23 protein-coding genes are annotated in these 23,852 nt (G+C 59.2%); 9 read left to right on the top strand and 14 right to left on the bottom strand.

What is annotated here, in order from left to right:
* Window positions 1-155: 155 nt before the first annotated feature.
* The 7 genes from hdfR to glpT form a co-directional block, all read right to left on the bottom strand.
* Window positions 156-1,028 (bottom strand): HTH-type transcriptional regulator HdfR, encoded by an 873-nt coding sequence (gene hdfR / locus AB5Y90_RS07285; RefSeq protein ID WP_005337525.1) that lies wholly within the window; start codon window positions 1,026-1,028, stop codon window positions 156-158.
* On the bottom strand, window positions 1,028-1,399 hold the full coding sequence (locus tag AB5Y90_RS07280) for a DUF413 domain-containing protein (protein WP_005350885.1): 372 nt from the start codon (window positions 1,397-1,399) through the stop codon (window positions 1,028-1,030). The genes hdfR and AB5Y90_RS07280 overlap by 1 nt, the downstream gene beginning before the upstream one ends.
* 298 nt (window positions 1,400-1,697) lie before the next feature.
* The gene (gene eco, locus AB5Y90_RS07275) at window positions 1,698-2,180 is read right to left on the bottom strand and encodes a serine protease inhibitor ecotin (protein ID WP_005337529.1); all 483 of its coding nucleotides are present in this window, start codon (window positions 2,178-2,180) and stop codon (window positions 1,698-1,700) included.
* 218 nt (window positions 2,181-2,398) lie between these two features.
* Window positions 2,399-3,487 (bottom strand): glycerophosphodiester phosphodiesterase, encoded by a 1,089-nt coding sequence (gene glpQ, locus AB5Y90_RS07270; RefSeq protein WP_005337531.1) that lies wholly within the window; start codon window positions 3,485-3,487, stop codon window positions 2,399-2,401.
* Between the two features lie 106 nt (window positions 3,488-3,593).
* Window positions 3,594-5,081 (bottom strand): glycerol-3-phosphate dehydrogenase, encoded by a 1,488-nt coding sequence (glpD, locus tag AB5Y90_RS07265; RefSeq protein ID WP_307895102.1) that lies wholly within the window; start codon window positions 5,079-5,081, stop codon window positions 3,594-3,596.
* A 317-nt stretch (window positions 5,082-5,398) separates the two neighbouring features.
* Complete coding sequence (locus tag AB5Y90_RS07260; RefSeq protein ID WP_368166747.1) at window positions 5,399-6,157, bottom strand: DeoR/GlpR family transcriptional regulator; 759 nt, start codon at window positions 6,155-6,157, stop codon at window positions 5,399-5,401.
* A gap of 102 nt (window positions 6,158-6,259) precedes the next feature.
* Window positions 6,260-7,618 carry a glycerol-3-phosphate transporter gene (gene glpT, locus AB5Y90_RS07255; protein WP_368166746.1) on the bottom strand — a complete coding sequence of 453 codons (1,359 nt, stop codon included), beginning with the start codon at window positions 7,616-7,618 and terminating at the stop codon, window positions 6,260-6,262.
* Between the two features lie 489 nt (window positions 7,619-8,107).
* Between glpT and AB5Y90_RS07250 the strand changes: the two genes are divergently transcribed.
* The 4 genes from AB5Y90_RS07250 to AB5Y90_RS07235 all read left to right on the top strand — a co-directional run bounded on the left by AB5Y90_RS07250 (window position 8,108) and on the right by AB5Y90_RS07235 (window position 13,143).
* Window positions 8,108-8,956 carry an MIP/aquaporin family protein gene (locus tag AB5Y90_RS07250; RefSeq protein ID WP_005350866.1) on the top strand — a complete coding sequence of 283 codons (849 nt, stop codon included), beginning with the start codon at window positions 8,108-8,110 and terminating at the stop codon, window positions 8,954-8,956.
* Window positions 8,957-9,010: 54 nt separating this feature from the next.
* A complete protein-coding gene (gene glpK, locus AB5Y90_RS07245) occupies window positions 9,011-10,513 on the top strand; it encodes a glycerol kinase GlpK (RefSeq protein ID WP_005337546.1) in 1,503 nt (500 codons plus the stop codon).
* Between the two features lie 226 nt (window positions 10,514-10,739).
* On the top strand, window positions 10,740-12,716 hold the full coding sequence (locus AB5Y90_RS07240; protein ID WP_103422270.1) for a methyl-accepting chemotaxis protein: 1,977 nt from the start codon (window positions 10,740-10,742) through the stop codon (window positions 12,714-12,716).
* A 193-nt stretch (window positions 12,717-12,909) separates the two neighbouring features.
* Window positions 12,910-13,143, top strand: a complete 234-nt coding sequence (locus tag AB5Y90_RS07235) for a hypothetical protein (protein WP_368166745.1) — start codon at window positions 12,910-12,912, stop codon at window positions 13,141-13,143.
* Window positions 13,144-13,314: 171 nt separating this feature from the next.
* Here AB5Y90_RS07235 and AB5Y90_RS07230 read toward each other — a convergent pair whose 3' ends face one another.
* On the bottom strand, window positions 13,315-14,217 hold the full coding sequence (locus AB5Y90_RS07230) for a LysR substrate-binding domain-containing protein (RefSeq protein ID WP_368166744.1): 903 nt from the start codon (window positions 14,215-14,217) through the stop codon (window positions 13,315-13,317).
* Between the two features lie 191 nt (window positions 14,218-14,408).
* On the opposite strand from AB5Y90_RS07230, the gene AB5Y90_RS07225 reads away from it, so the two are divergent.
* The 3 genes from AB5Y90_RS07225 to dkgB all read left to right on the top strand — a co-directional run bounded on the left by AB5Y90_RS07225 (window position 14,409) and on the right by dkgB (window position 16,610).
* Window positions 14,409-14,795, top strand: a complete 387-nt coding sequence (locus tag AB5Y90_RS07225; protein WP_100654787.1) for a DUF6404 family protein — start codon at window positions 14,409-14,411, stop codon at window positions 14,793-14,795.
* A 649-nt stretch (window positions 14,796-15,444) separates the two neighbouring features.
* Window positions 15,445-15,741: a putative quinol monooxygenase gene (locus tag AB5Y90_RS07220; protein ID WP_368166743.1), complete on the top strand. Its 297-nt coding sequence runs from the start codon at window positions 15,445-15,447 to the stop codon at window positions 15,739-15,741.
* 65 nt (window positions 15,742-15,806) lie between these two features.
* Window positions 15,807-16,610 (top strand): 2,5-didehydrogluconate reductase DkgB, encoded by an 804-nt coding sequence (gene dkgB, locus AB5Y90_RS07215; protein ID WP_368166742.1) that lies wholly within the window; start codon window positions 15,807-15,809, stop codon window positions 16,608-16,610.
* Window positions 16,611-16,771: 161 nt separating this feature from the next.
* Here dkgB and AB5Y90_RS07210 read toward each other — a convergent pair whose 3' ends face one another.
* Window positions 16,772-17,782 carry an HAD family hydrolase gene (locus AB5Y90_RS07210; RefSeq protein WP_368166741.1) on the bottom strand — a complete coding sequence of 337 codons (1,011 nt, stop codon included), beginning with the start codon at window positions 17,780-17,782 and terminating at the stop codon, window positions 16,772-16,774.
* Window positions 17,783-18,122: 340 nt separating this feature from the next.
* On the opposite strand from AB5Y90_RS07210, the gene AB5Y90_RS07205 reads away from it, so the two are divergent.
* Together AB5Y90_RS07205 and AB5Y90_RS07200 are read left to right on the top strand one after the other, a co-directional pair.
* Window positions 18,123-19,301 (top strand): MFS transporter, encoded by a 1,179-nt coding sequence (locus AB5Y90_RS07205; protein WP_042081507.1) that lies wholly within the window; start codon window positions 18,123-18,125, stop codon window positions 19,299-19,301.
* A gap of 155 nt (window positions 19,302-19,456) precedes the next feature.
* Window positions 19,457-20,128, top strand: a complete 672-nt coding sequence (locus AB5Y90_RS07200) for an NAD(P)H-dependent oxidoreductase (protein ID WP_368166740.1) — start codon at window positions 19,457-19,459, stop codon at window positions 20,126-20,128.
* 99 nt (window positions 20,129-20,227) lie between these two features.
* Here the strand turns inward: AB5Y90_RS07200 and AB5Y90_RS07195 are convergent, their stop codons facing one another.
* From AB5Y90_RS07195 to AB5Y90_RS07175, 5 genes are read right to left on the bottom strand one after another with little or no spacing between them, the layout of a single operon-like run.
* On the bottom strand, window positions 20,228-20,836 hold the full coding sequence (locus AB5Y90_RS07195) for a DoxX family protein (protein WP_368166739.1): 609 nt from the start codon (window positions 20,834-20,836) through the stop codon (window positions 20,228-20,230).
* Window positions 20,833-21,627, bottom strand: a complete 795-nt coding sequence (locus tag AB5Y90_RS07190; protein ID WP_368166738.1) for a putative DNA-binding domain-containing protein — start codon at window positions 21,625-21,627, stop codon at window positions 20,833-20,835. Before AB5Y90_RS07190 ends, AB5Y90_RS07195 begins: the two co-directional genes overlap by 4 nt.
* On the bottom strand, window positions 21,620-22,477 hold the full coding sequence (locus AB5Y90_RS07185) for a DUF692 domain-containing protein (protein WP_368166737.1): 858 nt from the start codon (window positions 22,475-22,477) through the stop codon (window positions 21,620-21,622). Before AB5Y90_RS07185 ends, AB5Y90_RS07190 begins: the two co-directional genes overlap by 8 nt.
* A complete protein-coding gene (locus AB5Y90_RS07180; RefSeq protein ID WP_368166736.1) occupies window positions 22,465-22,794 on the bottom strand; it encodes a hypothetical protein in 330 nt (109 codons plus the stop codon). The genes AB5Y90_RS07185 and AB5Y90_RS07180 overlap by 13 nt, the downstream gene beginning before the upstream one ends.
* Complete coding sequence (locus AB5Y90_RS07175; RefSeq protein WP_115522273.1) at window positions 22,787-23,746, bottom strand: MBL fold metallo-hydrolase; 960 nt, start codon at window positions 23,744-23,746, stop codon at window positions 22,787-22,789. Before AB5Y90_RS07175 ends, AB5Y90_RS07180 begins: the two co-directional genes overlap by 8 nt.
* Window positions 23,747-23,852: the final 106 nt, after the last annotated feature.

Genomic DNA, 23,852 nt, shown 5'->3' with positions numbered 1-23,852 from the left:
TGCTCAATCGGATAAACAAACAGCCTGAAAAGGTACCGTTACAGACCGATGACGCCAAGCCTCCCGCGCCAATTACGTGACCTCGCTCCCTGCAATATTCCCCAAACAGAAGAGCCCACCGTGGGGTGGGCTCTTTCTTGGATAACACTCGACGCTTATTCGACGTTGAGACGCAACTCAGCATCGTGCCAACCCAGTGGCAGGGTCAGCAACTGATCGATCAGCTCCCGGCGATCGGATTTCTCCAGATAGGCGAGATAGAGCGGACGGCTCAGCGGCTGGCCCCCCTCCACCAGATGGAGCGCCCCCTTCTCGAGGAAGGGGCTGACCATCCGCCGTGGCAGGTAGGCAGCACCACCGTTGGCCAGCACGAACTGCAACGCCATGCTAGCGGAGCTGGAGTGCAGCACCGGGGTCTTTTGCAGGCTCTGCAACCGGCTGGGTTGCGGCTCGAAGCTGGTGCCCCAATCGAGGTGGATGTGCGGCATCTGCATCAGGTTGTCGGCATTGGCGGCCGGATCCCGGCTCACCAGCTCGAACACCAGCTCACCGATGGGATGCAGGGCAATCTCGTCGATCTTGGTGGGCTCGGAGAGCAGGGCCAGATCGAGGGAGCGCTCCAGCAACTGGCGGCAGAGGTGCTCGCGGGAGGCTGTTTCCAGCCGCACCGCCAAACCAGGCGCCAATGCATAGATGTGATTGAGCCAGTCGTTGAAATCGAGCTCCCAGAACACCGCGGGCGCGCCGATAGCCAACTGCTGGCTGAATCCTGGCGAGAGCGCAACATCCTGCTTGGCGCGACCAAGGGTGTGCAAGATGGCGTCTGCGTAGGGCAGCAGACGCTCACCGGAGGCGGTCAGGCGGATGTTGTTGCGATGACGGGCAAACAGACTGACACCCAGTTGCTGCTCTAGCTGGCGGATCCGGAAACTCACCGCCGACTGGGTCAGGTAGAGATTTTCAGCAGCCCGGCCAAAGTGCCGGGTCTTGCTCACCTCGATAAAGGTCCGAAGCAGCTCGGTATCCATTAATCGATGGACTCGTCACTGCCACCGCCGCTGCCACCACCGACATCAAAGCTGCCGCCACCGCTGCTCTCTTCGCTGGCGCCGCCAACGACGGTGCAGAGGCGATGAACGCGCTTGGGACCGATCACCTTGAGGTACTTGAACCACACCTTGGCATGGGGGTTGGCACCGGCTTCGCCGGATTTGACCTGTTCGACGAAGGCGGACTCGACATCGTCACGGGGTGCAAGGTTGCCCTGGTAGAGTGCCAGCATGGCGGTACCATACTTTTCCAGACTGTCCGCTTCGGCCACAGTGAATTCGCCACTGCGACGCAGGCCACGGGGAAAATGTTTGAAGTCGTTGAAACGCTTGTCTGATTCGAAGCTCATAGTGCTCTTTTTTCTGGTTAGTTTGACCTTTGCGGGCAAGTATCATCAGGCCATCGCCGAGTGCAAAATCAATTTTCTCACTATGTTAATAAATATCTTTTATCGAAGTCACTTTGCCCCATAGCTGACGCCGATTTTGTGGCATAACACACAAAAAACGTTGATAAATAATAAACTTATGTAAACGTACAGCCAATTTGCACGTCACTTTTTGGACTGCGCAGGCAAAAATAAAGCGCCATACGGCGCTTTATTTATCACATCAGGTGAACCAGCTGAACCTTTGGTTCAAACATGCTTACTCAATCATGGCCGGTTGGGCCAGGTTGTCGGCACGCCACAGACGGTAGCGCACTTCATACTCCTGCGGCACGTAAATCACGAACGGCAGTTTTGAGTTGTAGTTCACGAAGAAGCCCTGACCGTAGATCTGGACGAAGGTCTCTTTCTGCTGGTTATCCGGGCACATCATCAGGGTGCTGATGGGGTCGGAGACTTTGCCCAGTTTCAGGTAGTTGTAGCCCCAGCCTTTGACGCTGTGCTGTTCCAGGTTGCCTGCAAAACGCGGTACGTTGCAATCAACCATCATCTTTTTGCCGACCTGCAGCTCGACCATCATGTCAGCTTCTTTCTCGACTTCAGGCAGGCGGATCACCACACGTTCCTGATTCACGTCAGCGGCTGGGAACATGCTGATATCAAATTTTTTCGGCTCGGCGGCGAAGGCATGGCCACCCAGCAACAAGGCGCCCAGCAGGCTAAAACGCAATACGGTTTTCATCTGTACCTCATGGGGTTGGTTCAACGCCGCTAGACTAACCGCTCTGCCGATTTCATGCCAGCGATCTGCTACGTAAAAACTGCGTAAAATGATGCAGATCCGGCACACCATGACGTGATCTGGCTATTTTCTGACAGGGCGCACACTCCCGTTACGGGAACCTGAAACAAAAAGCGAGGCCAATTGGCCTCGCTTTGCATTCAAATGGCGCCAGAGTGCTATTTGGCCGCCTCTTGATGGGCCTTGATGACGGCCACCGCCTTGTCGGGGAAGTCGCTGAACACCCCATCCACATCGGCCTGATAGAGGAAGATATTAAGGAGATCGGTGAAGTCCTTGGCATAGGCCGGGATCTGCCCCTCATCCTGACGGAAGGTATAGGGGTGAACTTTCAGGCCCGCCGCGTGGGCTTCTTTTACCATGCCGGTGAAGACCGGCTTGCCCAAAGTGCCCGGCTCGGTGACGATCATCGGTTTCCACGGGCCAATCCCTTCGGCATAGCTGGCGATGGTTTTCATCGCCCCCGGCTTGAACATCCAGTCATAGTTGTAGGGGGTCGCCTTGCCCTTGGCGTCGTAGACCATAGTCTCGTTCCAGTCGGTCTCGGCCATCAGCTGCACCAGTTTCAGATCCATACCCATGGCGGGCATCAGCTCGCTGTTGATGCGCTTGAGTTCATCGGCATCGAAGCACTGCAGATAGACCTTGTCGTCCTTCCCGGTGTAGCCGTACTCCTTGAGCACCTTCAGCACTGCTTTGGAGATATCCTTGCCTTCGTGACGGAACAGCCAGGGCGCTTTGATCTCCGGATAGATCCCGATGTTCTTGCCGGTGCTCTTGTTGAGCCCCTGGATCATCTCGATCTCCTCCTGGAAGGTGTGGATCTTGAAGTCTGACTTCCAGAGCGGGAAGCGGGCCGGATAGACCGGCACCTGCTTGCCATCCACCAGCTGGAACGGTTCGGTCATACGCAGGGAACGCACCTCATCCAGGGTGAAATCCACCACATAGTAACGGCCGTCCGGACGGGCACGGCCGGGGAAGCGCGCCGCCACATCGGTGATACCATCGAGGAAGTGATCGTGCATCACCACCAGCTGATCATCCTTGGTCATCACCAGATCCTGCTCCAGATAGTCGGCCCCCATGCCATAAGCCAGCGCCTTGGACTCCAGGGTATGCTCGGGCAGGTAGCCGGAAGCTCCACGGTGGGCGATCACCACCTTGCCTTCATCGGCAGCCAACACGGGTAATGAGAGGGATGCCCCAAGGCTCAAGGCGATGAGGGAAACGGCGAGTTTTTTCATATGTGATGCTCTTTATTATTGTGTGTAGGTAATTGTTCTATAAGAGGTTTGTTGCATATTTACGGTGGAAAGCGGTAGGCAGCAGCGCACTGCCCACCGTCACTCATCAGCTCGCCTTGCGCAGAGCCTGATGGTATTGGTCGAGCCAGATCTGCAGCATCTGCTGCTCTGAGTCGTTCAGGCGCAGCCCCAGCTTGCTGCGGCGCCAGAGGATATCGTCCAGTGAACAGGCCCACTCCCGTTCGATGAGATAGCGCACTTCCGACTCGTAGAGGCCGCCACCGAAGTGAATGCCGCGATCCTCTTTCAGCCAAAGACGGGCATGGGCACCATAGGCCTCGGCAATGCGCAGGGCGCTGCGCTCATCTAGCCAGTCAAACTCCAGCGCAAAGGCGCGGGCCAGCTCGCGTACCGAGCAGTCAAACTCGCCACCGGGCAGCCGGCTGGTCGCCGTCCAGTCATCCCCCATCTGGCTAAACCAGGGCTTGAGCTTGTTGCAGGCGGCCTGCGCCAGCTTGCGATAGGTAGTGAGCTTGCCGCCAAACACCGACAAGAGCGGCGCACCGTCAGACTCGCCAGACAGTTCGAGGGTGTAGTCACGAGTCACCGCTTGCGGCGAGTCTGACTCGTCATCACAGAGCGGACGCACCCCGGCATAGGTCCAGATCACATCTTGCGGCGCAATTTGGCGAGTGAAGTGGGCGTTGACCACCTTGCACAGGTAGGTAATTTCAGCCTCGCTGATCTTCGCTTCCCGCGGGCTGCCGTGGTGCTCCACATCCGTGGTGCCGATAAGGGAGTAGTCCTGCTGATAAGGGATGACGAAGACGATACGGTTATCTTCGTTTTGCAGGATATAGGCCTCTTCGCGCTCGTGGATGCGCGGCACTATCATGTGGCTGCCTTTAATAAGGCGAATGCCGCGGGGGGATTTCTCGTGCAGGCTCTCGTCGTAGAAGGTCTTGACCCAGGGGCCCGCGGCATTGACCAGACCACGGCAGGTGACGGTAAACTGCTCGCCCCCTTCCCGCTCCAAAGTGAGCGTCCAGTGTTTGGAACCGCGCACTGCCTTGATGCAACGGGTGCGGGTCTGCACGTCGGCCCCCTTGTCACGGGCCATCATGGCATTGAGCACCACCAGCCGGGCGTCGTCGACCCAGGCGTCCGAGTATTCAAATCCCTTGTTGATCCCTGCGGTCAAGCCATCTTGCGGCAGAAAGCGCACGCCGCAGCTCCCCTTGAGCTTGTCGCGCTTGGCCAGATTGTCATAGAGGAACAGACCGGCACGGATCATCCAGGCCGGACGCAGGTGTGGACGGTGCGGCAGGCGAAAACGCATGGGACGCGCGATGTGGGGCGCCATACCGAGCAGCACCTCCCGTTCCGCCAACGCCTCTTTCACCAGCCGGAATTCGTAATGCTCGAGATAGCGCAAACCGCCGTGGATCAGCTTGCTGGAGTTGGACGAGGTGGCAGAGGCGAGATCTTGCGCCTCAAACAGGGCAACCTTCAGACCCCGTCCTGCCGCATCGGCTGCGATGCCGACCCCGTTGATGCCGCCACCGACGACGACCAGATCATAATGTTCGCTCATGTTCACCTACTTTCATTTTTATGATTGCTATAACAGCAATGTTTGATTTCGCTCATTTTAGAACATGAAAATACAACAAACGAACATTTTATGGCGAAAGTGTGATCGCCACAGCCCGCCAGAGGTGGCAAAGGGAACAGGTCAGCGGAGCCAATGGCGTCGGGCCAACATCGGCGGGTTAATAGCCAAAAAAACCAGATTGAATAGTGGTTTTTGCAATACCTATAAAGGGGTGAGATGAGTGCGGGACTGGGGGAGATAAAGATAAAGGAGGCCGCCCTGACGGGCGACCGGCACAGCCTTGGCGTGTTTCGCCGTCAGCAGATGTGGCAGACGATCTGGTGTTGCGCCATCAATCGCGTCAGCTTTTCCGGTGGCTCCTGATCGGTAAAGAGGGCGTGGATCTGGCTGAGATTGCCCAGATTGACCATGGCATTGCGGCCGAACTTGGTGTGGTCGGCGGCCAGGAACACCTGACGGGAGTGAGCGATGATGGCCTGGGCAATCTTCACCTCGTGATAGTCGAAATCGAGCAGGGAGCCGTCGTTGTCGATCCCCGAAATCCCGATGACACCATAGTCCATGCGAAACTGACCGATAAAGTCGCGGGTCGCCTCCCCCACGATGCCGCCATCGCGGTTGCGGATCTCGCCACCGGCAATGATGACGGTGAAGTCATCCTTGGCCGTCAAAATGCTGGCCACGTTGAGGTTGTTGGTGACGATGCGCAGCTCACGGTGATCGAGCAGGGCGCGGGCGATCGCCTCGGTGGTGGTGCCTATGTCGATAAAGAGCGATGAGCCGTCGGGAATATTGGCCGCTACCTCGCGGGCGATGCGCTCTTTCTCCTTGAGTTGCATCACTTTACGGGCGCTGTAGGCGGTATTGACGGTACTCGAATGCAGGGAGGCACCGCCGTGATGGCGCCGGATCTTGTTCTGTTCGGCGAGATCGTTCAGATCCCGGCGAATGGTCTGGGGGCTGACGTCAAAGTGAGTCACCAGATCGTCGGTCGAGACAAATCCCTGCCGCGTCAGGACGTCCAGGATCTCCAGATGTCGTTGGGTTTGCTTCACGCTTGCACTCCGATGATGAGACAAAAAAAGGCCCCGGCAGATGCGGGGCCTTTTGGCAGTTTACCTGATCCCCTTTGGGATCAATAAGCTGAGGATCACGTTTTATGCCTTATGGGCAGCCGCTTTCTTGGCCGCAACGGCAATGTTCTCATGCTTGAGGGTCATCGCCAGCAGGATGATGGAGAGCACGCAGGAGACGGTCAGCACCATGAAGCCGCCATCCCAACCGAAGTGGTCAACGGTATAACCCAGCATGGCGTTGGCTGCCACGGCGCCGCCCAGATAACCGAACAGACCGGTGAAACCTGCCGCAGTACCGGCGGCTTTCTTCGGTGCCAGCTCAAGAGCATAGAGGCCGATCAGCATGACAGGGCCGTAGATCAGGAAGCCGATAGCCACCAGTGCCATCATGTCGATGGTCGGGTTGCCGGCCGGGTTGAACCAGTAAACCAGCACAGCCAGGGTCACCAGCACCATGAACAGGATACCGGCCGGGGCACGGCGGCCCTGGAACATCTTGTCAGAGATCCAGCCACACAGCAGGGTGCCCGGAATACCGGCCCACTCGTAGAGGAAGTAAGCCCAGGAGGAGTTGTCGACGGTGAAGTGCTTGGCCTCTTTCAGGTAGGTTGGCGCCCAGTCCAGCACACCGTAACGAATGAGGTAAACGAAAGCGTTGGCGATCGCGATGTACCACAGCAGTTTGTTGTGCAACACGTACTTGACGAAGATCTCCTTGGCGGAGAACTCCTGCTCGTGGCTCTCGTTGTAATCCTTCGGATAGTCGTTCTTGTACTTCTCGATGGGAGGCAGACCGACCGATTGCGGGGTATCACGCATCACGAAGAAGGCGATCACCGCGATGGCGGCCGCCGCTGCCGCAGGCACATAGAAGGCGCTGCGCCAGTCGTTGAACCAGCCCATCCCGAGGATAAACAGCGGGCCAATCATGCCGCCACCCACGTTGTGTGCCACGTTCCAGACCGCAACCACTTCGCCGCGCTCTTTCTGTGACCACCAGTGCACCATGGTGCGACCGCAGGGCGGCCAGCCCATGCCCTGTGCCCAACCGTTCAGGAACAACAGCACAAACATGATGGCAATGCTGGAGGTGGCCCAGTGCATGGTACCCATCATGAACATGATGGCAGCCGAGAGCAGCAGACCGGCGGAGAGGAAGTAACGGGCGTTGGAACGGTCAGAGACGTTCCCCATCAGGAACTTGGACAAACCGTAAGCGATGGAGACCCCGGAGAGCGCGAAACCGAGATCACCACGGGAAAAGCCCTGCTCGATCAGATAGGGCATCGCCAGACTGAAGTTTTTCCGTACCAGATAGTAGCCGGCGTAACCGAAGAAGATCCCGAAAAACACCTGCCAACGCATGCGTTTGTAGAAGGGGTCGACCTTGTCAGCCGGGAGCCTGTCGATGTGCGCCGCAGGCCTGAAGAGACTAAGCATGTTCTGCTTCCTTATTGTTGTTATGGGCGGTTGAGGATGCCCTGACCATTCCAACGAATCATGTGAGTCCACCGATTCGCAAGCGAGCCAATTGTGCTCATATGCGCTCATTTAATCTGTGATGCATGCTCAAATATTGCAGTTTTATTACAAATAATAGCTCCAAATGAGAAATTGCTCAGCAAGCGCCAGCCCTTGTGTGGCAAGGGTTGCAAGCTACCCCCTAAGTGGTAAGCGGCTGTTATCAAGATGCTTTACGTCACATTTTCTTAGCAATGAGTGGGATCTTGTCCACATTTCCTATGGAGGGGGGATGGTGAAATTAGCGGGAAGGGTTATTTTCTGTCACGACCGATAACGAGCGCAAACGAGCATAACGTTTGCGCAAGACGCAAAAACAACAAGGAAACGTTTTCGGCAGCAACGGATAGACACAAAAAGATAGAACGGAACATCAAACCTCTACGGGTGGATATAAGGAATAAAAGTATGAGCATACAAAGACCCAATACCCTGCTTGGCGAATGCATCGCCGAGTTTATCGGAACCGGCCTGCTGATATTTTTCGGTGTCGGATGTGTGGCCGCACTGGTGCTGGCAGGCGCCAACTTCGGGCAGTGGGAAATTTCCATTACCTGGGGTCTGGGTGTGGCCATCGCCATCTATGTGACCGGCGGTATTTCAGGTGCCCACCTGAACCCGGCCGTCACCCTGGCGCTGATGACCTTCTGCGGGTTCGACAAGCGCAAGGTGGTGCCCTACATCATCGCCCAGATGGCCGGTGCCTTCTGCTTCGCGGCCCTTGTCTACTTCCTTTATGGTAACCTTTTCACCCAGTGGGAAGTGACCCATAACGTGGTGCGCGGCAGCGTCGAGAGCCTCGGCACCGCCGGGATCTTCTCCACCTACCCCAATGCCCTGCTGACCAACATGCAAGCCTTCGCCGTCGAGCTGGTGATCACTGCCGTCCTGATGCTGGGCATCATGGCGCTGGGTGACAACAACAATGGCGCCCCCAAAGGTTTCGCAGCCGCTCTGCTGATCGGTATCCTGATCGCGGTGATCGGTGCCTCCCTTGGCCCGTTAACCGGTTTTGCCATGAACCCGGCCCGTGACTTTGGTCCGAAACTGTTCGCGTTCTTTGCTGGCTGGGGTGATGTTGCCCTGACCGGTGGTCGTGACAACCCCTACTTCTGGGTTCCGATCCTTGGCCCCATCGTTGGCGCCCAGATTGGTACCGCTCTGTATGTCAAAGTGCTGGCTCCCTGCGTCCCGGGCAACCGTGTCGTCACCACCGAGCAAGCGACCCAAACCGCCAAAGAAGAGGCTGCCGCATAAGAGCGGCCCCCTCCAACGTATAAAAACGTGGAAAATAGAAACGTGGAGAACATCATGTCTGCTGAAAAGAAATATGTCGTCGCTCTGGACCAGGGAACCACCTCTTCCCGCGCCATCGTGTTTGATCAGGATGCCAACATTGTCGGTACCTCCCAGCGCGAATTCACCCAGCACTACCCGAAAGCGGGCTGGGTAGAGCACGACCCGATGGAGATCTGGGCGACCCAATCCTCTGTCTTTACCGAAGTGCTGGCCAAGACCGGCCTGCGCAGCGAAGAGATCGCCGCCATCGGTATCACCAACCAGCGTGAAACCACCGTCGTCTGGGAAAAGGCCACCGGCAAGCCCATCTACAACGCCATCGTCTGGCAGTGCCGCCGCACCGCCGCCATCTGTGAAGAGCTCAAAGCTCGCGGTCTGGAAGAGTACGTTCGCGAAAACACAGGTCTGGTGCTGGATGCCTACTTCTCCGGTACCAAGGTGAAGTGGATCCTCGATAACGTGGAAGGTGCCCGCGAGAAGGCGATGAACGGTGAGCTGCTGTTCGGCACCATCGACACCTGGCTGGTCTGGAAGATGACCAATGGCGAAGTGCACGTCACCGACCCGACCAACGCCTCCCGTACCATGCTCTACAACATCCGTGAGCTGAAGTGGGACGAGAAGATGCTGGACGAGCTGGGCATCCCCATGTCCATGCTGCCGGAAGTGAAACCCTCTTCCGAAGTGTACGGCTACACCACCCGTGGTGGCGGCTCCCGCATCCCCATCGCCGGTATTGCCGGTGACCAGCAGTCTGCCCTGTTCGGCCAGCTCTGCTTTGAAAAAGGGATGGCCAAGAACACCTACGGTACCGGCTGCTTCATGCTGATGAACACCGGCACCGAGCCGGTTCGCTCCAGCAACGGCCTGCTGACTACCGTTGCCATCGGCCCGAAAGGGGAAGTGAACTACGCGCTGGAAGGTGCGGTATTTATGGGCGGCGCCACCATCCAGTGGCTGCGTGACGAGCTGAAGATCATTCACGATGCCCGCGATACCGACTACTTCGCCTCCAAGGTGGGTGACACCAACGGCGTCTATCTGGTACCGGCCTTCGTCGGTCTGGGCGCGCCCTACTGGGATCCGTATGCTCGCGGCACCATGGTCGGTCTGACCCGTGGTGCCAACCGCAACCACATCATCCGTGCTGCGCTGGAATCCATTGCCTATCAGAGCCGCGATGTGCTGGATGCGATGCAGCAGGACTCCGGCATCAAGCTGGCAGCCCTCAAGGTAGACGGCGGCGCCGTAGCCAACGACTTCCTGATGCAGTTCCAGGCTGACATGATGCACACCCCGGTGGTACGTCCGACCCGCATCGAGACTACCGCCATGGGCGCCGCCTTCCTGGCGGGTCTGGCAGTCGGCTTCTGGAAGAGCTCGGACGAGCTGGAAGACAAGTTCAGCGTGGACCGCGAGTTCATCCCGCAGATGGACAGAGACGATCGCGCCAAACGTTACAGCGGCTGGCAGAAAGCGGTTGAGCGTTCACGCCGTTGGGCTGAAGAGGATTGATCGGGCACCCGACATTCCGTTGAGATAAACACCCAAGAGGCCGACCGCAATGTCGGCCTCTCTTTTTATGCTTTCCCTTGCCGCTTTCTGCCCCCTTCCCCGCTCATTGCTCCCTCCTGTTTTTCTGCCGCACTCTGTTGTCACCATCCGCCACAACACAATTGAGTTCTCTATCTATAATCATCATCTGGGTCGCATATGCGACCTTATTTATGAGGAGAGCGATATGGAGAGGGCGATACACCGTTTTACACTGCACTCACTCTGGTCAGGGCTCGGGATCCGCACCCGGATCCTCGCTGGCGTGGCGATACTGATGGCCATCGCCATCAGCTGCATCACCTTGATCCTCGAGCAGATATCCCACAGTCAGGCCCAGCAGCGAGTCGAACGCTACGAGCTGCCAAGCAGCGTGGATCGCATTGCCAACCAGCTGACAGCGCAGCTTATCCAGCACCTGACCGAGGCGCAGGCGCTAGCCAGCAACCGTTTTGTCATCGACTGGCTGACCGCTGGCATGCCAGAACAAGAGTGGCCCGCCATGGAGCGCTACTTTCAGGATCTGCAACGGCGGATCGGCGGCAACGTCTTTATCGCCCCCCGCCAGAGCAACACCCTGATCAACTTCAGCGGCGGCCCCACCGCCCAGAAATCGCTGAGCGAATCAGACCCGAAAGATGGGTGGTTTTTCGGCTTTCTCAAACGCAGCAAACCCTATGAGCTGAACCTCGACATCTCGGATTTTGACAAGCGCGCCTCCCTCTATATCAACACCGCCGTCACCCACGAGGGCAAGACCCTGGCGGTGGCAGGTACCTCCATCGACATGAGTGCCCTGAGCAAGCTCATTAGCGGCTACCGGATCGGCAAGAGTGGTCAGGTCTATCTGGCCGACATGGAGGGCAATATCGAGATCCACCCCGAGCAGGAGGTGGAGGGGGCCGCCCACCACCAGCAATCCTTCCTCGATACCGTCAAACGGCTTATTCCCAATGCCCGGGAACAGGTGGCCGTAGAGGCGCTAACACTGGAGGGACAAACCTACCTCATCGCGGTGCGTTACATCCCCACCCTCAACCGGCTGCTGATTGGCGAGATAAACAGCGCCGAGCTGGAAGAGGGACTGCAGGAATCCCGCCAGCTCATCATCATGGTGTCGCTCGCCATCGGCGGGATCGCCATGCTGGCCTCCGCCTGGCTGGCTCACTCCATCAGTCGCCCGATTCGTCAGGCAGCCGATGGCATGCACCACATCACCGCCGATCGGGATCTGGCGACCCGCCTCGACTTCTCTGACGAGTCGGAGCTGGGCATGATGGCCCAGAGTTTCAATCAGCTGATCCAGAGCCTGAACCAGAGCTTCTCCCGCTTCCAGCAGTCAGGCAGCGCCCTCTCCGCGCAGTCGTCCCAATCCATGCAGCAGGCCCAGGCACTGGCAGGAGAAGCGTGCCAGCAGGCCCAGAGCATTCAGGAGCTGACCACTGTGGTCACCACCATCGGCGACAACGCCGAGCAGATCGCCAGCCGCTCGGAAGGAGTCAACGACGTGACCCAACGCATCGCCAACCATATGCTCAGCATCGAGCAGGATGTGACCCAGAGCGCCGCGCAACTCGACACCTTGCGCAGCAGCATCGGCAGCTCCTCAGCCCTGCTCGATGAGGTGGTGAAAGACAGCAACAACATCACCCAGATCATGAACCTCATCCGCGATGTCTCGAACCAGACCAACCTGCTCGCCCTCAATGCGGCCATCGAAGCGGCCCGGGCGGGGGATATGGGGCGGGGCTTTGCGGTGGTGGCCGACGAGGTACGCCAACTGGCGGTGCGTACCCAGACTGCCACCAAGGATGTGCAGGATCTTATCTTGCGCCTGCAGGAGGGAACCCGGCAGGCCAGCAGCTCGATGGCAGACTCCCGCAACCTGAGCGAAGAGGGATACAACCGGATGAATCAGGCCAGAGAGGTGCTGGTTGATGCAACCAGCCAGATCAACCAGACCGCCCTCGAGATCAACGAGATCAGTGCGCTGGCGCAGGCGCAGAATCAACAGATGGGGCAAGCCCGAACGGCGCTGGACGAGCTGGCCATGGTGGCCGAACACCAGCGGGAACACGCGCAGGAGAGCAATGCCGCCAGCCGCGAATTGTTCGAACTGGCCAAGGCCATCGACGAGCAGATCCGCCAATACCGGATTGGCTAGGCCCGGCGCTTCCCTCTCTCCCTCTCAATAACCAAGACGCCACCACCGGGTGGCGTTTTCATTTTGCAAATCATTTTGCCTGCGCTCTCGAAACGGGAATGACGACAAAACTCGCAAGACATTGATAATTAACATGAAAAAATGTGGAATGGCCATTGCTTAGTGATATCAGACTCAACAGAGGGATATCGCCATGAAACCGACCACCACTCAAGCGCCCGTAGCTCACGTCGCCACTCAAAAAGAGACCCTGACCCCCCGCGAAGGCACCTTCCTGATGATGGTGGCCCAACTGGTGGTGCTCACCTGCATCGTACTGGCCACCACCGTCGGCGGCCTCTCCTGGCAGTGGACCCTGCTGCTGGCCATTCCGCCGGTGATCGGCGGCGCCCTGCTCAGCCGGGTATGGGGCAAACTGCCCCGCTAACTGCGTTTCAGCCCACACACCTTCCCGAACCGGCGGCCGACCCTCAAGTCGGCCGTCTGTTTATCTGTCACCAGGCTAATGCTGATTGGCCGCAACGAAGGCGCGGCTTGTTCTTCGCCAAGCAAACCGCAGCGACGAACCGTTCAAACAAACCGTACAATCCAACCTGCACTACAGGGTATGGCTGCCAAGCTGCTCTTTGAGAAAGTCGAGCCAGACCCGCAGTCGGATATCCCGCTGGGCATCGGAGTAGAAGACTGCATTGATGGGGCGCGAGGCGCCGCTGTTACTGCGGGCCAGCACCTCCACCAGCGCGCCGCACTCCCGATCCGGCCCGGTCATAAAATCCGACAGACAGACAATTCCCTGCCCCGCCAGCGCCAGCTGACGCAAGGTTTCACCACTGCTGGCACGCAGGCTGGGGGTGATGGCAAAGCGATCCCCCTGCTCGGCACTGAGCAGCGGCCAGTGGTTGAGGTGATCGGGATGCAAAAAGCCAAGCAGCTCGTGACTGCTCAGCAGATCCGCCGGTTGGCGCGGGATGCCGCGCTCGCTCAAGTAAGCAGGAGAGGCCAGCAGCCGCAACCGCGAACGGCCAAGCGGCAACGCACGCAGGGAGGAGTCGGTCAGCTCGCCGATGCGGATGGCCATGTCCACCCGCCGCTCCATCAGATTGATAAAGCCCTCCGAGCTGTGCAGTTGCAGCTCGATGGCAGGATAGCGACGTCGAAACTCGCCGATGATCGGCACCAGCCGGTGCAGAATAAAGGGGGTAGCGGCATCGACTCTCAACACCCCTTCGGGTTGTTCCCGGCGCATCAGCAGATGCCCCTCCGCCTCGCTCATCTCGGTCAGGATCTTCACCGCCCGCTGATAGAACCAGCTCCCCTCCTCGGTCAGACTGACCCGTCGGGTGGTGCGATTGAGCAGCACGGTGGAGAGCTTCTCCTCCAGCCGCTTGATGCCACGGCTCACCACCGAGTTATCCATGCCGAGGTTCTCCGCCGCCTGGCGAAAACTGCCCGCCTCCACCACCGCCACAAACAGGGTCAGTTCATCAGAATGGGTCTTCATTGCTGTTATCCGGACAAGAGTTATGGGCCTTTATAGGCGTAGCTGCTGTGGATTGGCAAGCGTGCTCAGACAGACGATCTTGTTTTTCGAAGAGAAATAATCAGAGAGAATCACTATCTCTCATCCTGTTTAATCAGTAGAATGCGATCGAGAGGAATCGTATGAAGCCCTACTATCAAGGGAATAAATTAATGGAGTTTGAAGAACGGCTGGCTATTGCCCATCAACTACTGGCTGACAGTGGCCTCAAGGAATTTCACTACAATCCGTGGCTGTTCAAATTGCTGCGTAAACTCGGCGTCCCCGTCAAGCCGCCTTATTACGCGGGCTGGCTTACCAATTTCCTCTGTTCCGGCCTATCTATTGCGCCGTTATGGGGTCTGATTATGTGGACATTCGTCTGGCATCCAGAGGGAATGGATCTTTTATCAGCCCTGTTCAACACAGCCATGTTCGCTGGCGTATTTGGTCTTTTCACCTTAATTGGACTCTGGCTCAAGCGCCGGCAGCTTGGATTGACCCCATGGGAGCAGTTGGAGCACCAGCACATCAGTGAAGGCACAGCAGAAGAAGGTTAAAGCTCCTGCTGCCGATTGAAACTGAGTGCAATACAGGCTCTGAAGAGCACACTTTCACAGACTCGGACTCTCACCTTGCCAGATTTCGTTAAATTTTTTATCAGCTTTTCAATTAACTGCCTCATCCAAACCGCCATTGGCCTCTTGGTTCTCGCCTACAGGCTTTTCCGCCACCACAATGGCAACTGGCGCAGCTATCGACGAAGCTGGGATCCTCTCCCTCTATTTGCCTCCATTTTCCTTGGCATGGTGATCGCAAAAAAGCTTCATCCGGCCATCATGGCAGCCTTGTAGTGATTGACCATAACTTGGACAACATTCACTGCCACAGATAACCGAACAATTCACTAGATGAGCAAACAGTTGTGCCCTCACTGTGAGATAAGCACTGGATAAAAGCGTCCATGCGGGCCAAAAATATCTCTTTGCGGGTTTTAGGTGGTTTGCCATTGAACGCACAAACCGCGAAGGTGAGCTGGTGACTCATGCAGAAACAGGGTTGTTGACTACAAATTCCGACAATCATTCATAAAAATTTCTCACTACTGCTATTGCTGCTCTCCCCTCAATACTGTTTTGCGACCAGCGCCCTGTTTCCAGCAAGTCACGGCAGGCATACTGACCCTTCGTTTTTGCCAAGGAGGTTCAGATGTCATCACCCGTGATTGTGATTGCCCAGCTTGAAGCCAAACCCGAATTCGCCGCCCAGTTTCGCGCCGCCCTTGAGCCGCTGATTGCGGCCACCTTGCAAGAGGCGGGCTGCCAGCGCTATCAGCTGCATAAGGACTTGGACAATCCACACAGCTGGATGCTCTACGAGGTGTGGGAGAGTAACGCCGCCCTCACCGCCCATCAGGGCCAACCCCACTTTACCGAATTTGTCGCCAAGGCCGAGCCCTGGTTTGCCAGCAGCACCATTCGCCGCTATCAGCCACTGGGCGCCTGACTGGCCCTAGAGCCTGTTTCTGTTCAGCCCATCAAGGGCCAACCACCACCCCATTGAGGAACGAGATGATCAATATGCCACCTATGGGTCTGGGCACCTTCCGCCTGAAGGGCGAGCCGCTGCTTGCCACCCTGACCAACGGTCTGGAGCTGGGCTATCGCCATATCGATACCGCCCAGCTCTATGACAACGAAGCCGAAGTCGGCGCCGTGCTGACCCGCAGCACTGTTGCCCGTCACGAGATCTACCTGACCACCAAGGTGTGGACCAGCGAGTTTGGCCCGGGCAAGCTGATCCCGAGCCTTGAGGTGAGCCTGGAAAAACTGGGCACCGACTATCTGGATCTGGCGCTGATCCACTGGCCCTCCCCCAAGGATGAGGTGCCGATGGCAGTCTATCTGGAGCAGTTGGCCGAGGCCAAGGCCCGGGGCCTGACCCGGGAGATCGGGGTCTCCAACTTCACCGTGGCCCAGCTCAAAAAAGCTATCGAGATTTTGGGGCCGGGGGCCATCGCCCACCAGCAGATCGAGGTTCATCCTCTGCTGCAAAACCGCAAGGTGGTCGAGTTCTGCAAAGCCCGGGGTATCGCCGTCACCGCCTATATGCCGCTCGCCTATGGCAAAGTGCTGAGCGAGCCGCTGCTGATGGAGATTGGCCAGCGCCACGGGGTATCGGCGGCGCAGGTGTCGCTGGCCTGGCTGCTGGCGCAGGGCATGACAGTGATCCCGAGCTCCACCAAGCGGGAGAATCAGGCCGCCAATCTGGCCGCTCTCGAAATCACCTTGAGCAGCGAGGAGATGGCCGCCATCGCCACGCTGGATCGGGGCGAGCGCTGCGCCAATCCCGACTTTGCCCCCGCATGGGACTGACGCGAAAGGCGTGAGACTAACGCGAAAGAAAGGCTGGCTCGCCAGCAAGCCAAATTAAACAGGGAGAGCATCATGCTCTCCCTGTCTCTTTTCTTGCCTCACGCTTTGTAGCGTTTGCTGAACGTCCAGCCGCCATATTGATGCCAGATGCAGCCCCGCAATCAGGGCGCGTTCTGGCAAAGGGCGGGATCGAACACTTGCTTCCAGTCTGATTTCATATCGACCACCACCCAGCCCCGCGCTTTTGCCTGTGCCAGCCCGTCGATCAGCTTGCCGCTGGCTGGCGGATGGCTGTCGTAGGCGTATTCGCGCTTGGCATCGGTGTGGTGCACCAGCAGGCCGAAGGTGTGGTAATCCGGGTTGGTCGAGGTGTATTGCAGCATGGGCACGTCGCCATCGCTGTTGCCAAAGGCGCCGACCGGACGCTGCCCCATAAAGAGGTGAATGGCGGCCGGTTTCGCCTTGCTGTCATCGAAATAGGCGCCGTTCATTGTCTTGCGGATCTCGCTGCCCTCCCCGGTCAGGGCAAACTCGCCGAGAGTAAAGGAGCCAATCACCTGCTGGGGCGGGATGCCATACATCTGCTCGGACATCACCCGCATAAAATCGACGCCGCCGCCGGAGACAATCCAGGTCTGGAAGCCATTATCCCGCAGATACCCCAGCAGCTGCTTCATCGGCAGGTAACCGAGCTGATCGTAGTGGCAGCCAAAACGGGGATCCTTGCTGCTGTTGACCCAGCGAGTGACCCGCTCGGCAAACTCGGTGGTGGTCATGCCGCTGTGGGTCAGTCCCACCAGCTTGGCGAGCCCCTTCTCCCCCGATTTGGCCACGGCCTTGAGGTCGTTGTTCAGCACTGCCGCGACGATGGGGTCGGCCTTCCACTCCGGGTGTTCCGGCGCCAGGCGCTTGATCTCGTCCATCGCAAACTGCAGCTGATAGGTCATGGGCGCTTCCGGCCAGAGGGTGCCGTCATTATCAAACACCACATGGCGCTTCTCTGGCGGAATAAAAGTGGCCTGCTGCTGATCGGTGGCATTGGTTACCCAGCGGGTGACCGCCTGCTTGGCTGCCGTGTCATTCCAGGCAGAGAGGGGATCGCTCTGGCCAGCCTGTACCGCAAAGGCGCCGCACAGCAGCAAAAGAGAGGAGAGTCGGTTCAATGTCATCATGTTACCTGTCAGCTGGATGTTGCCTGTAGATGAAAGTGCACGGCCATCACAACACCGGCGCGCATGGGTTCAACACACACGGGTTTCACAGGGAAAATCCTATGGCTGCCAGCTTGTACTGGAGCTTAAGCAAGCTCAGAAAAGGAGCAGCGTTCATCCCGTTCTGCGAGGCAGATCACTGCGTTGCGCTCACGCCGCGGGCAGCACAATCCCCTCCTACTCATCGCTATTGCTGCTGATTTGGCAAAAGTAATTTGCTGTCACCGTCATTTTTGCCAACAAAACCCATCGGCATACTGGCGCCATTCTCCCGTCGGGAGTCCCTAACCAAGGAGTTGTTATGCCACTGGCGTTATTTGCCCTTACCTTAAGTGCCTTTGCGATCGGCACCACCGAATTTGTGATCGTGGGGCTTATCCCCACCATCGCAGAGCAGCTCAATGTTTCGCTCCCCTCGGCGGGCCTGTTGGTCAGCCTCTATGCCCTTGGGGTGGCCATCGGTGCCCCTGTGCTCACGGCGCTGACTGGCAAGGTGCCGCGCAAGTGGCTGCTGGTAGGGCTGATGGCGCTCTTTACCGCCGGCAACCTGCTGGCCTGGCAGGCCCCCGGTTACGAGAGCCTGATTGTGGCCCGCATCCTCACCGGGCTGGCGCACGGGGTCTTCTTCTCGGTGGGCAGCACCATCGCCACGGGTCTTGTGGCCAAAGAGAAGGCGGCGAGCGCCATCGCCATCATGTTCAGCGGCCTTACCGTGGCACTGGTAACCGGCGTACCGCTAGGCACCTGGATTGGTCAGGTCTTTGGCTGGCGTGAAACCTTTCTGGTAGTAAGCCTGCTGGGTCTGGTCGCCATGGTGGGTAGCCTGCTGCTGATCCCGAGCAACCTGCCCAAGGGGGCAGCCTCGACCATCCGCGAGCAACTCTCGGTACTGACCAAAAAGCCGCTGCTGCTGGTCTACGCCAAAACCGCCCTCGGTTATGGCGGCGCCTTCACCGCTTTCACCTTCCTCGCCCCCATCCTGCAGCAGGTGAGCGGCTTTAGCGCCGGTGCGGTGAGCCTGATCCTGCTGGTGTACGGGGTATCGGTTGCCGTCGGCAATATCTGGGGCGGCAAGCTGGCCGACAAGATGGGCCCCCTGCCTGCGCTCAAGCTGCTGTTTGCCGGTCTGGCGCTGGTGCTGCTGGCTCTCACCTTCACCGCCCCCCATCCGGTGCTGGCCGTGCTCACCGTGCTGGTGTGGGGCGCCTTTGCCTTCGGCAACGTGCCAGGTCTGCAGGTTCTGGTGGTGAAGCAGGCCGAGCTGCACACCCCCAAGGCGGTGGATGTGGCATCGGGCCTCAATATTGCCGCCTTCAACGTCGGCATTGCGCTGGGATCTGTGGTCGGTGGTTTTGTGGTAGAGCACCTCGGCCTGATGCACACACCCTGGATCGGCGCCCTTATCGTGCTACTGGCCTACGGGCTGACCCATGTCAGTGAGCGCCGCGAAGCCCTCCGGCTCGCCGCCTGTCAGGCATAAGCTGCGCCAGCAGGCGTCACGCAAGAGCGTGGCGCCTGCTGCAATCGGCGCGGCAGGCTTCTATGCTGTGACACAGCGTTAACCCGGCAACCATTTCAGCAACTGTTTCAGCAACCAAGCCTGTCACCCTCGCATCATTTGCCACGGAGTCTGTTATGAAGGTGCTTATCGTCTATGCCCATCCCGAACCCAAAAGTTTCAACGGTGCCCTCTTCTGCCACGCCATCAGGGCGCTGGAGCAGGCGGGCCACACAGTGATGACCAGCGATCTCTATGCCATGGGCTTTGAGCCCGCCTCGGATCGGCGCAACTTCACCGCCGCCAGCGATCCCGATTTTCTCAAGCTGCAACTCGAAGAGCTGGCTGCCACCGAGCAGGGCAGCTTCGCCCCGCAGCTGGAGCAGGAGATGCAAAAGCTGGAGGGGGCCGATCTGCTGATCTTCCAGTTCCCGCTCTGGTGGTTTGGCCTGCCCGCCATCCTCAAGGGGTGGGTGGATAGAGTCTTTGCCATGGGGCGGGTCTACGGTCAGGGCCATATCTACGAGAGCGGCAAGTTTCGCGGCAAGCGGGCCCTGCTGAGCCTGACCACCGGCGGCCCTGCCGAGACCTATCTGCCCGATGGCTTCAACGGCGATATCGACGGGGTGCTGCGCCCCATCCAGCGCGGGATCTTGCAATTTGTCGGCTTTGACGTGCTGCGCCCCCATATCTGCTATGCCCCGGTGCGGGTCTCGCAAGAAGAGCGGGAAGCCTGGCTCGCCCAGTGGGCCGAGCGCCTTGGCCAGATTGAGCAGGAGTCCCCCATCGCAGTCGGCCGCTACCAGTAACAGCTGCCCCCCCCAAAGCAGAAAAACAGCGAGCGGCCCCCGGCCGCTCGCTGTTTTTCACGCTCTGTCGTTATGGTTTTTGTTATCCGTGGGCAAGCCTTATGCCGCCTGTTGCACGCCTGCTTTGCCGGTCACGGCACGTTTGAGCCAGTAGTCGAGGCTGACGTAGCGACCCCCGCCGTAAACCAGCAGCACAAGCAGCATCACGAAGTAGGTGGCGGCAAACTCCATTCCGTTGTTGAGCATCACGGGATCCCCGAGCTCAGTGATGTAGTTGTAACGACCGGGGAAGTTGGCGGCCAGCCACTCGATAAAACCGTTGAGGCGCACAGTGGCCTCCATGCTGCCGGTGGCGATGGCGTCCCAGCCGTGCTTCCAGTGCACCATGGCGCTCACCACGCTCATCAGGAAGATGGTGGGTATGGCCATGATACGGGTAAAGAGGCCAAGGGCGATGCAGATGCAGCCCAGTACCTCGGTGCCCGCCGCCAGAAAGGCGAGCAGGGTCGGGAATGGCAGGTTGAGCCCTCCTTCCGAGACCGGGGCACCAAACCAGGCGACGGTGCCGGCAAAGCCCACCACCTTGGAGTGGGCCCCCACATAGATGACCGGAATGAGATAGAGACGAATGGCCAGCAGGGCCAGAAAATCGAGCCGCTTGCACTGGGCCACCGCCCGCTCGTACCACTGGATCAGAGTGTTGTTCATGGGAATTCTCCTTGGTGTTTGCTAAATGGGGGCAAGGGGGGGCCGGACTGGCGCTCGCCGACGGGCAGGATCAACAGACCCAGCCGGTGAAAATGGCGTACCCACTCGGTCAGATCAAAATCGCTGCGAACCTGTTGCACCTGTTGCTGGAACGCGGCTTGGGTGATCCCCGGCTGCTGTTGCAGCAACTGGATCAGTGCCACGTCCCATTCGCGCAACCGCTGGGTCACCACCTGATGATCCGGGCTGCGAAACAGGCCATAGAAGTGGTTGCCCTGCCGGGTCGGCACCACGCCGCTGCGACGAATAGCAAAGGGGAGCTCAAGCAGTTGCAGGGTAGGATTGAGCCCAAGCGGACTCTCCGCCGTTACCTCCTCCCCCGGCAACACTTGCGGCACCACCCCTTGGTCAATCTCGACACAGAGGCAGGCCCACTCGTACTCCAATAGCGCCAGCCGCTGCCTTGGCCAGTTGAGGGTGCACTCGCCGTGGCGATGTTGCACATAGCGGACAAACTCGGTGGCGATATGGTGAAACTCGGGGGCCTCGGCGCCGTGCGCGATGACAAAGCCCTCCACCAGCTGCCACCTGTCCACCGGTGCCCAGTGAGCGTGGGTGAGCGGAAAAGCGCTCTCCAGTACCGACTCCACATTAGCGCGCACGCTGCGGGCATAGTGGCTGGCGATGCCATCCTGCGGCAGCCGCACCCGGCTCGCCAGCCAGGCGGTCTGCTGCTGCATCCGCTGCGGCGCCGTTTTGGGCGCAGTGATCAGTGATAACCGTCTATCCATAGCGCACCTCCCACACCTGACGGTCGATCGCCTCGCAACAGGCGCCGTGCACCCGCGCCAGCTCGGCCTCCAGCTCTGCCAACGGTGGCAGATGGTGATCCCGCTCCAGCAGCAGGGGGCGCAGGCCATGGGTCTGCACCGTATAACGGGCCAGCGCCACCACCTCCTCACAGACCGGACGACCATGGGTATCCAGCAAGGAGCCGTCCGCCTCTTCCAGATGACCGGCGATATGGAAATAGCGGATCGCACTGCCCGGCAGCCCGGCGATCATCCGCTTGGGGCAGTAACCGTGGTTGCGGCTGTTGACGAAGACGTTGTTGATATCGAGCAACAACTCGCAGCCGCTGCGCGCCACCAGCTCGGCGAGAAAATCCTCCTCCGGCATCTCGTGGTCATAGCCGTGGTAGTAGGAGATATTTTCCAGCACCAGCGGGCGGGCCAGCGCCTCCTGCACCTGCGCGATCCGCTCGGCCAGATAGGGGATGTTCTCCCACTGACGCGGCACCGGTAGCAGTTCGTAGAGATAACCCTGCTGGTCGCGGGAAAAGCTCAGGTGCTCGCTATAGATCCCGATACCGAACTCGTCCAGAAAGGTGCGGATCTGGCTGAGCAGGGTGCGATTGAGGGGCTGGCAATCGCCGAGGGAGAGGCTGAGGCCGTGGGCCACCAGCGGGTAACGCTCGGCCAGCTGGTGCAGCTGCGCCCGCTTGGCGCCGCCGATGGCCATCCAGTTCTCCGGCGCCAGCTCGAGAAAGTCGATGCCAGGGCGGACGGGGCCGGAGCAGAGCGCATCCAGATGCTCCTGGCGCAGTCCGATCCCCCGACAGCGGGAGCTTATTGGCCGCATACCCCCTCCGTCATCTTGCTGCCCTTGCTGGATCTGTCGCCATCAATCCCCTCGCCCGCCACGCCACACTTGCCGTCGCGTGCACGCACCAGCCGCCCCTGTGGATCACTGTCGAGGGCCTGCTTTTCAAAGCGCTTCTCGGTGCCGCACTTGCCCGCCGCACACTTGCCGCCGTGCTGTTCGCTGGGGGCAGCCTTGACCGGCGCATCCCCCGGGGTGGCCGCCAGCGCCAGCCCAGGGGTCAGGGCAATCAGGCTGGTCATGGCGATGGAGAGGGTCAGTTTGCCGGTGGTTTTGTTGCTGCTTGAGTTACTCATGAGCGGACTCCTTGACTGCTGAAACGGGGTAACTGGAGAGATCGCGGGCGGCCACGATCTGGCCGTGGAACTGCTGTTTGACGATGGCCATCGCCTCTTTCTTGTGATTGAGGCCAACCCCCATCCAGTGGTTGAGCACCAGCAGCTTGGGGTTCACCTCGGCGGCAATCTTGGCCACCACAGACGGCTTGGCGTGAAGCGAGGCGGAGACAGGGTCGGCCCCTTCGTGGATGGCGAGCGGCATCACCAGAATGTCGGCCCCCTTGGCAAACGGCACAAAGGCCGGGTTGCTGCCGTTCTGATCTGCAGAGATAACGATGGTCCCCTCGGCGCTCTCGATACGATAGGCCAGACAGGGCACGTCACCGTGAGGGATGCCGAGCGCCGTGATGGTCAGCCCATCCTGCTGATAGACGGTGTGAGGCTGCGGACTCTGGTAGGGCACATCATGGAGGGTGATGGGGAAGAGGCCATCGGTGCCATCCTTGAAGCCGCTCAGGTAGGCATAAGCGCCCTTGTCTTTGTTGAAGAGGGCATCGAAGTAGCCGCTCATGCTAGGGAAGGCCGAGCCGGCCTCTGGCCCCGCCAGATCCAGCGGATCGCTGCGCTCGAAGAAGTAGGCCCCCTTGAGCAGGGCGGGCAGGTCGGTCACATGGTCGGTGTGAAAGTGGGTGATGCCGATAAAATCGACCTCTTCGAGCTTGGCCCCCGCCTGGCCGAAGCGCAGGTAGACGCCGCCACCGGCATCGATCAGGATTCGGGATTTCCCCTTCCACCAGATCACCTCGCTGGAGGAGGCGCGCAGATCGTCGGAGATGGGGCCGCCACTGCCGAGCACCTGCAGGGTGAAGGTTTTATCCAGTGGCGTCAGTTGTACCGGTTCGGCACAGGCCGGGGCGACGGTGAGCGCGCACCCGATGGCCAGCGCCACCGCTTTCAATCTCTGTTTCATCACAATTACCTGTCGGTTGGTTGTCGGTTGAAAGTGTGTCGTTTAAAGAGGGGGGAGAGATGGCCGATGGCGACGTGTGAACGCCAGCCACCGGCCATGGCGGGGC

This window comes from Aeromonas sp. R4-1 (genome assembly GCF_040908325.1).
In the GTDB taxonomy this organism is placed as follows: Bacteria; Pseudomonadota; Gammaproteobacteria; order Enterobacterales; family Aeromonadaceae; genus Aeromonas; species Aeromonas veronii.
The sequence above is the reverse complement of the archived record's forward strand: the minus strand, read 5'-3'. Positions and strand labels throughout refer to the sequence as shown.

Excerpts from the sequence above, each read along its gene's own strand:
- hdfR (WP_005337525.1), bottom strand. The coding sequence starts at position 1,028 with ATGGATACCGAGCTGCTTCGGACCTTTATCGAGGTGAGCAAGACCCGG.
- AB5Y90_RS07280 (WP_005350885.1), bottom strand. The coding sequence starts at position 1,399 with ATGAGCTTCGAATCAGACAAGCGTTTCAACGACTTCAAACATTTTCCC.
- eco (WP_005337529.1), bottom strand. The coding sequence starts at position 2,180 with ATGAAAACCGTATTGCGTTTTAGCCTGCTGGGCGCCTTGTTGCTGGGT.
- glpQ (WP_005337531.1), bottom strand. The coding sequence starts at position 3,487 with ATGAAAAAACTCGCCGTTTCCCTCATCGCCTTGAGCCTTGGGGCATCC.
- glpD (WP_307895102.1), bottom strand. The coding sequence starts at position 5,081 with ATGAGCGAACATTATGATCTGGTCGTCGTCGGTGGCGGCATCAACGGG.
- glpT (WP_368166746.1), bottom strand. The coding sequence starts at position 7,618 with ATGCTTAGTCTCTTCAGGCCTGCGGCGCACATCGACAGGCTCCCGGCT.
- AB5Y90_RS07250 (WP_005350866.1), top strand. The coding sequence starts at position 8,108 with ATGAGCATACAAAGACCCAATACCCTGCTTGGCGAATGCATCGCCGAG.
- glpK (WP_005337546.1), top strand. The coding sequence starts at position 9,011 with ATGTCTGCTGAAAAGAAATATGTCGTCGCTCTGGACCAGGGAACCACC.
- AB5Y90_RS07240 (WP_103422270.1), top strand. The coding sequence starts at position 10,740 with ATGGAGAGGGCGATACACCGTTTTACACTGCACTCACTCTGGTCAGGG.
- AB5Y90_RS07235 (WP_368166745.1), top strand. The coding sequence starts at position 12,910 with ATGAAACCGACCACCACTCAAGCGCCCGTAGCTCACGTCGCCACTCAA.
- AB5Y90_RS07230 (WP_368166744.1), bottom strand. The coding sequence starts at position 14,217 with ATGAAGACCCATTCTGATGAACTGACCCTGTTTGTGGCGGTGGTGGAG.
- AB5Y90_RS07225 (WP_100654787.1), top strand. The coding sequence starts at position 14,409 with ATGGAGTTTGAAGAACGGCTGGCTATTGCCCATCAACTACTGGCTGAC.
- AB5Y90_RS07220 (WP_368166743.1), top strand. The coding sequence starts at position 15,445 with ATGTCATCACCCGTGATTGTGATTGCCCAGCTTGAAGCCAAACCCGAA.
- dkgB (WP_368166742.1), top strand. The coding sequence starts at position 15,807 with ATGATCAATATGCCACCTATGGGTCTGGGCACCTTCCGCCTGAAGGGC.
- AB5Y90_RS07210 (WP_368166741.1), bottom strand. The coding sequence starts at position 17,782 with ATGATGACATTGAACCGACTCTCCTCTCTTTTGCTGCTGTGCGGCGCC.
- AB5Y90_RS07205 (WP_042081507.1), top strand. The coding sequence starts at position 18,123 with ATGCCACTGGCGTTATTTGCCCTTACCTTAAGTGCCTTTGCGATCGGC.
- AB5Y90_RS07200 (WP_368166740.1), top strand. The coding sequence starts at position 19,457 with ATGAAGGTGCTTATCGTCTATGCCCATCCCGAACCCAAAAGTTTCAAC.
- AB5Y90_RS07195 (WP_368166739.1), bottom strand. The coding sequence starts at position 20,836 with ATGAACAACACTCTGATCCAGTGGTACGAGCGGGCGGTGGCCCAGTGC.
- AB5Y90_RS07190 (WP_368166738.1), bottom strand. The coding sequence starts at position 21,627 with ATGGATAGACGGTTATCACTGATCACTGCGCCCAAAACGGCGCCGCAG.
- AB5Y90_RS07185 (WP_368166737.1), bottom strand. The coding sequence starts at position 22,477 with ATGCGGCCAATAAGCTCCCGCTGTCGGGGGATCGGACTGCGCCAGGAG.
- AB5Y90_RS07180 (WP_368166736.1), bottom strand. The coding sequence starts at position 22,794 with ATGAGTAACTCAAGCAGCAACAAAACCACCGGCAAACTGACCCTCTCC.
- AB5Y90_RS07175 (WP_115522273.1), bottom strand. The coding sequence starts at position 23,746 with ATGAAACAGAGATTGAAAGCGGTGGCGCTGGCCATCGGGTGCGCGCTC.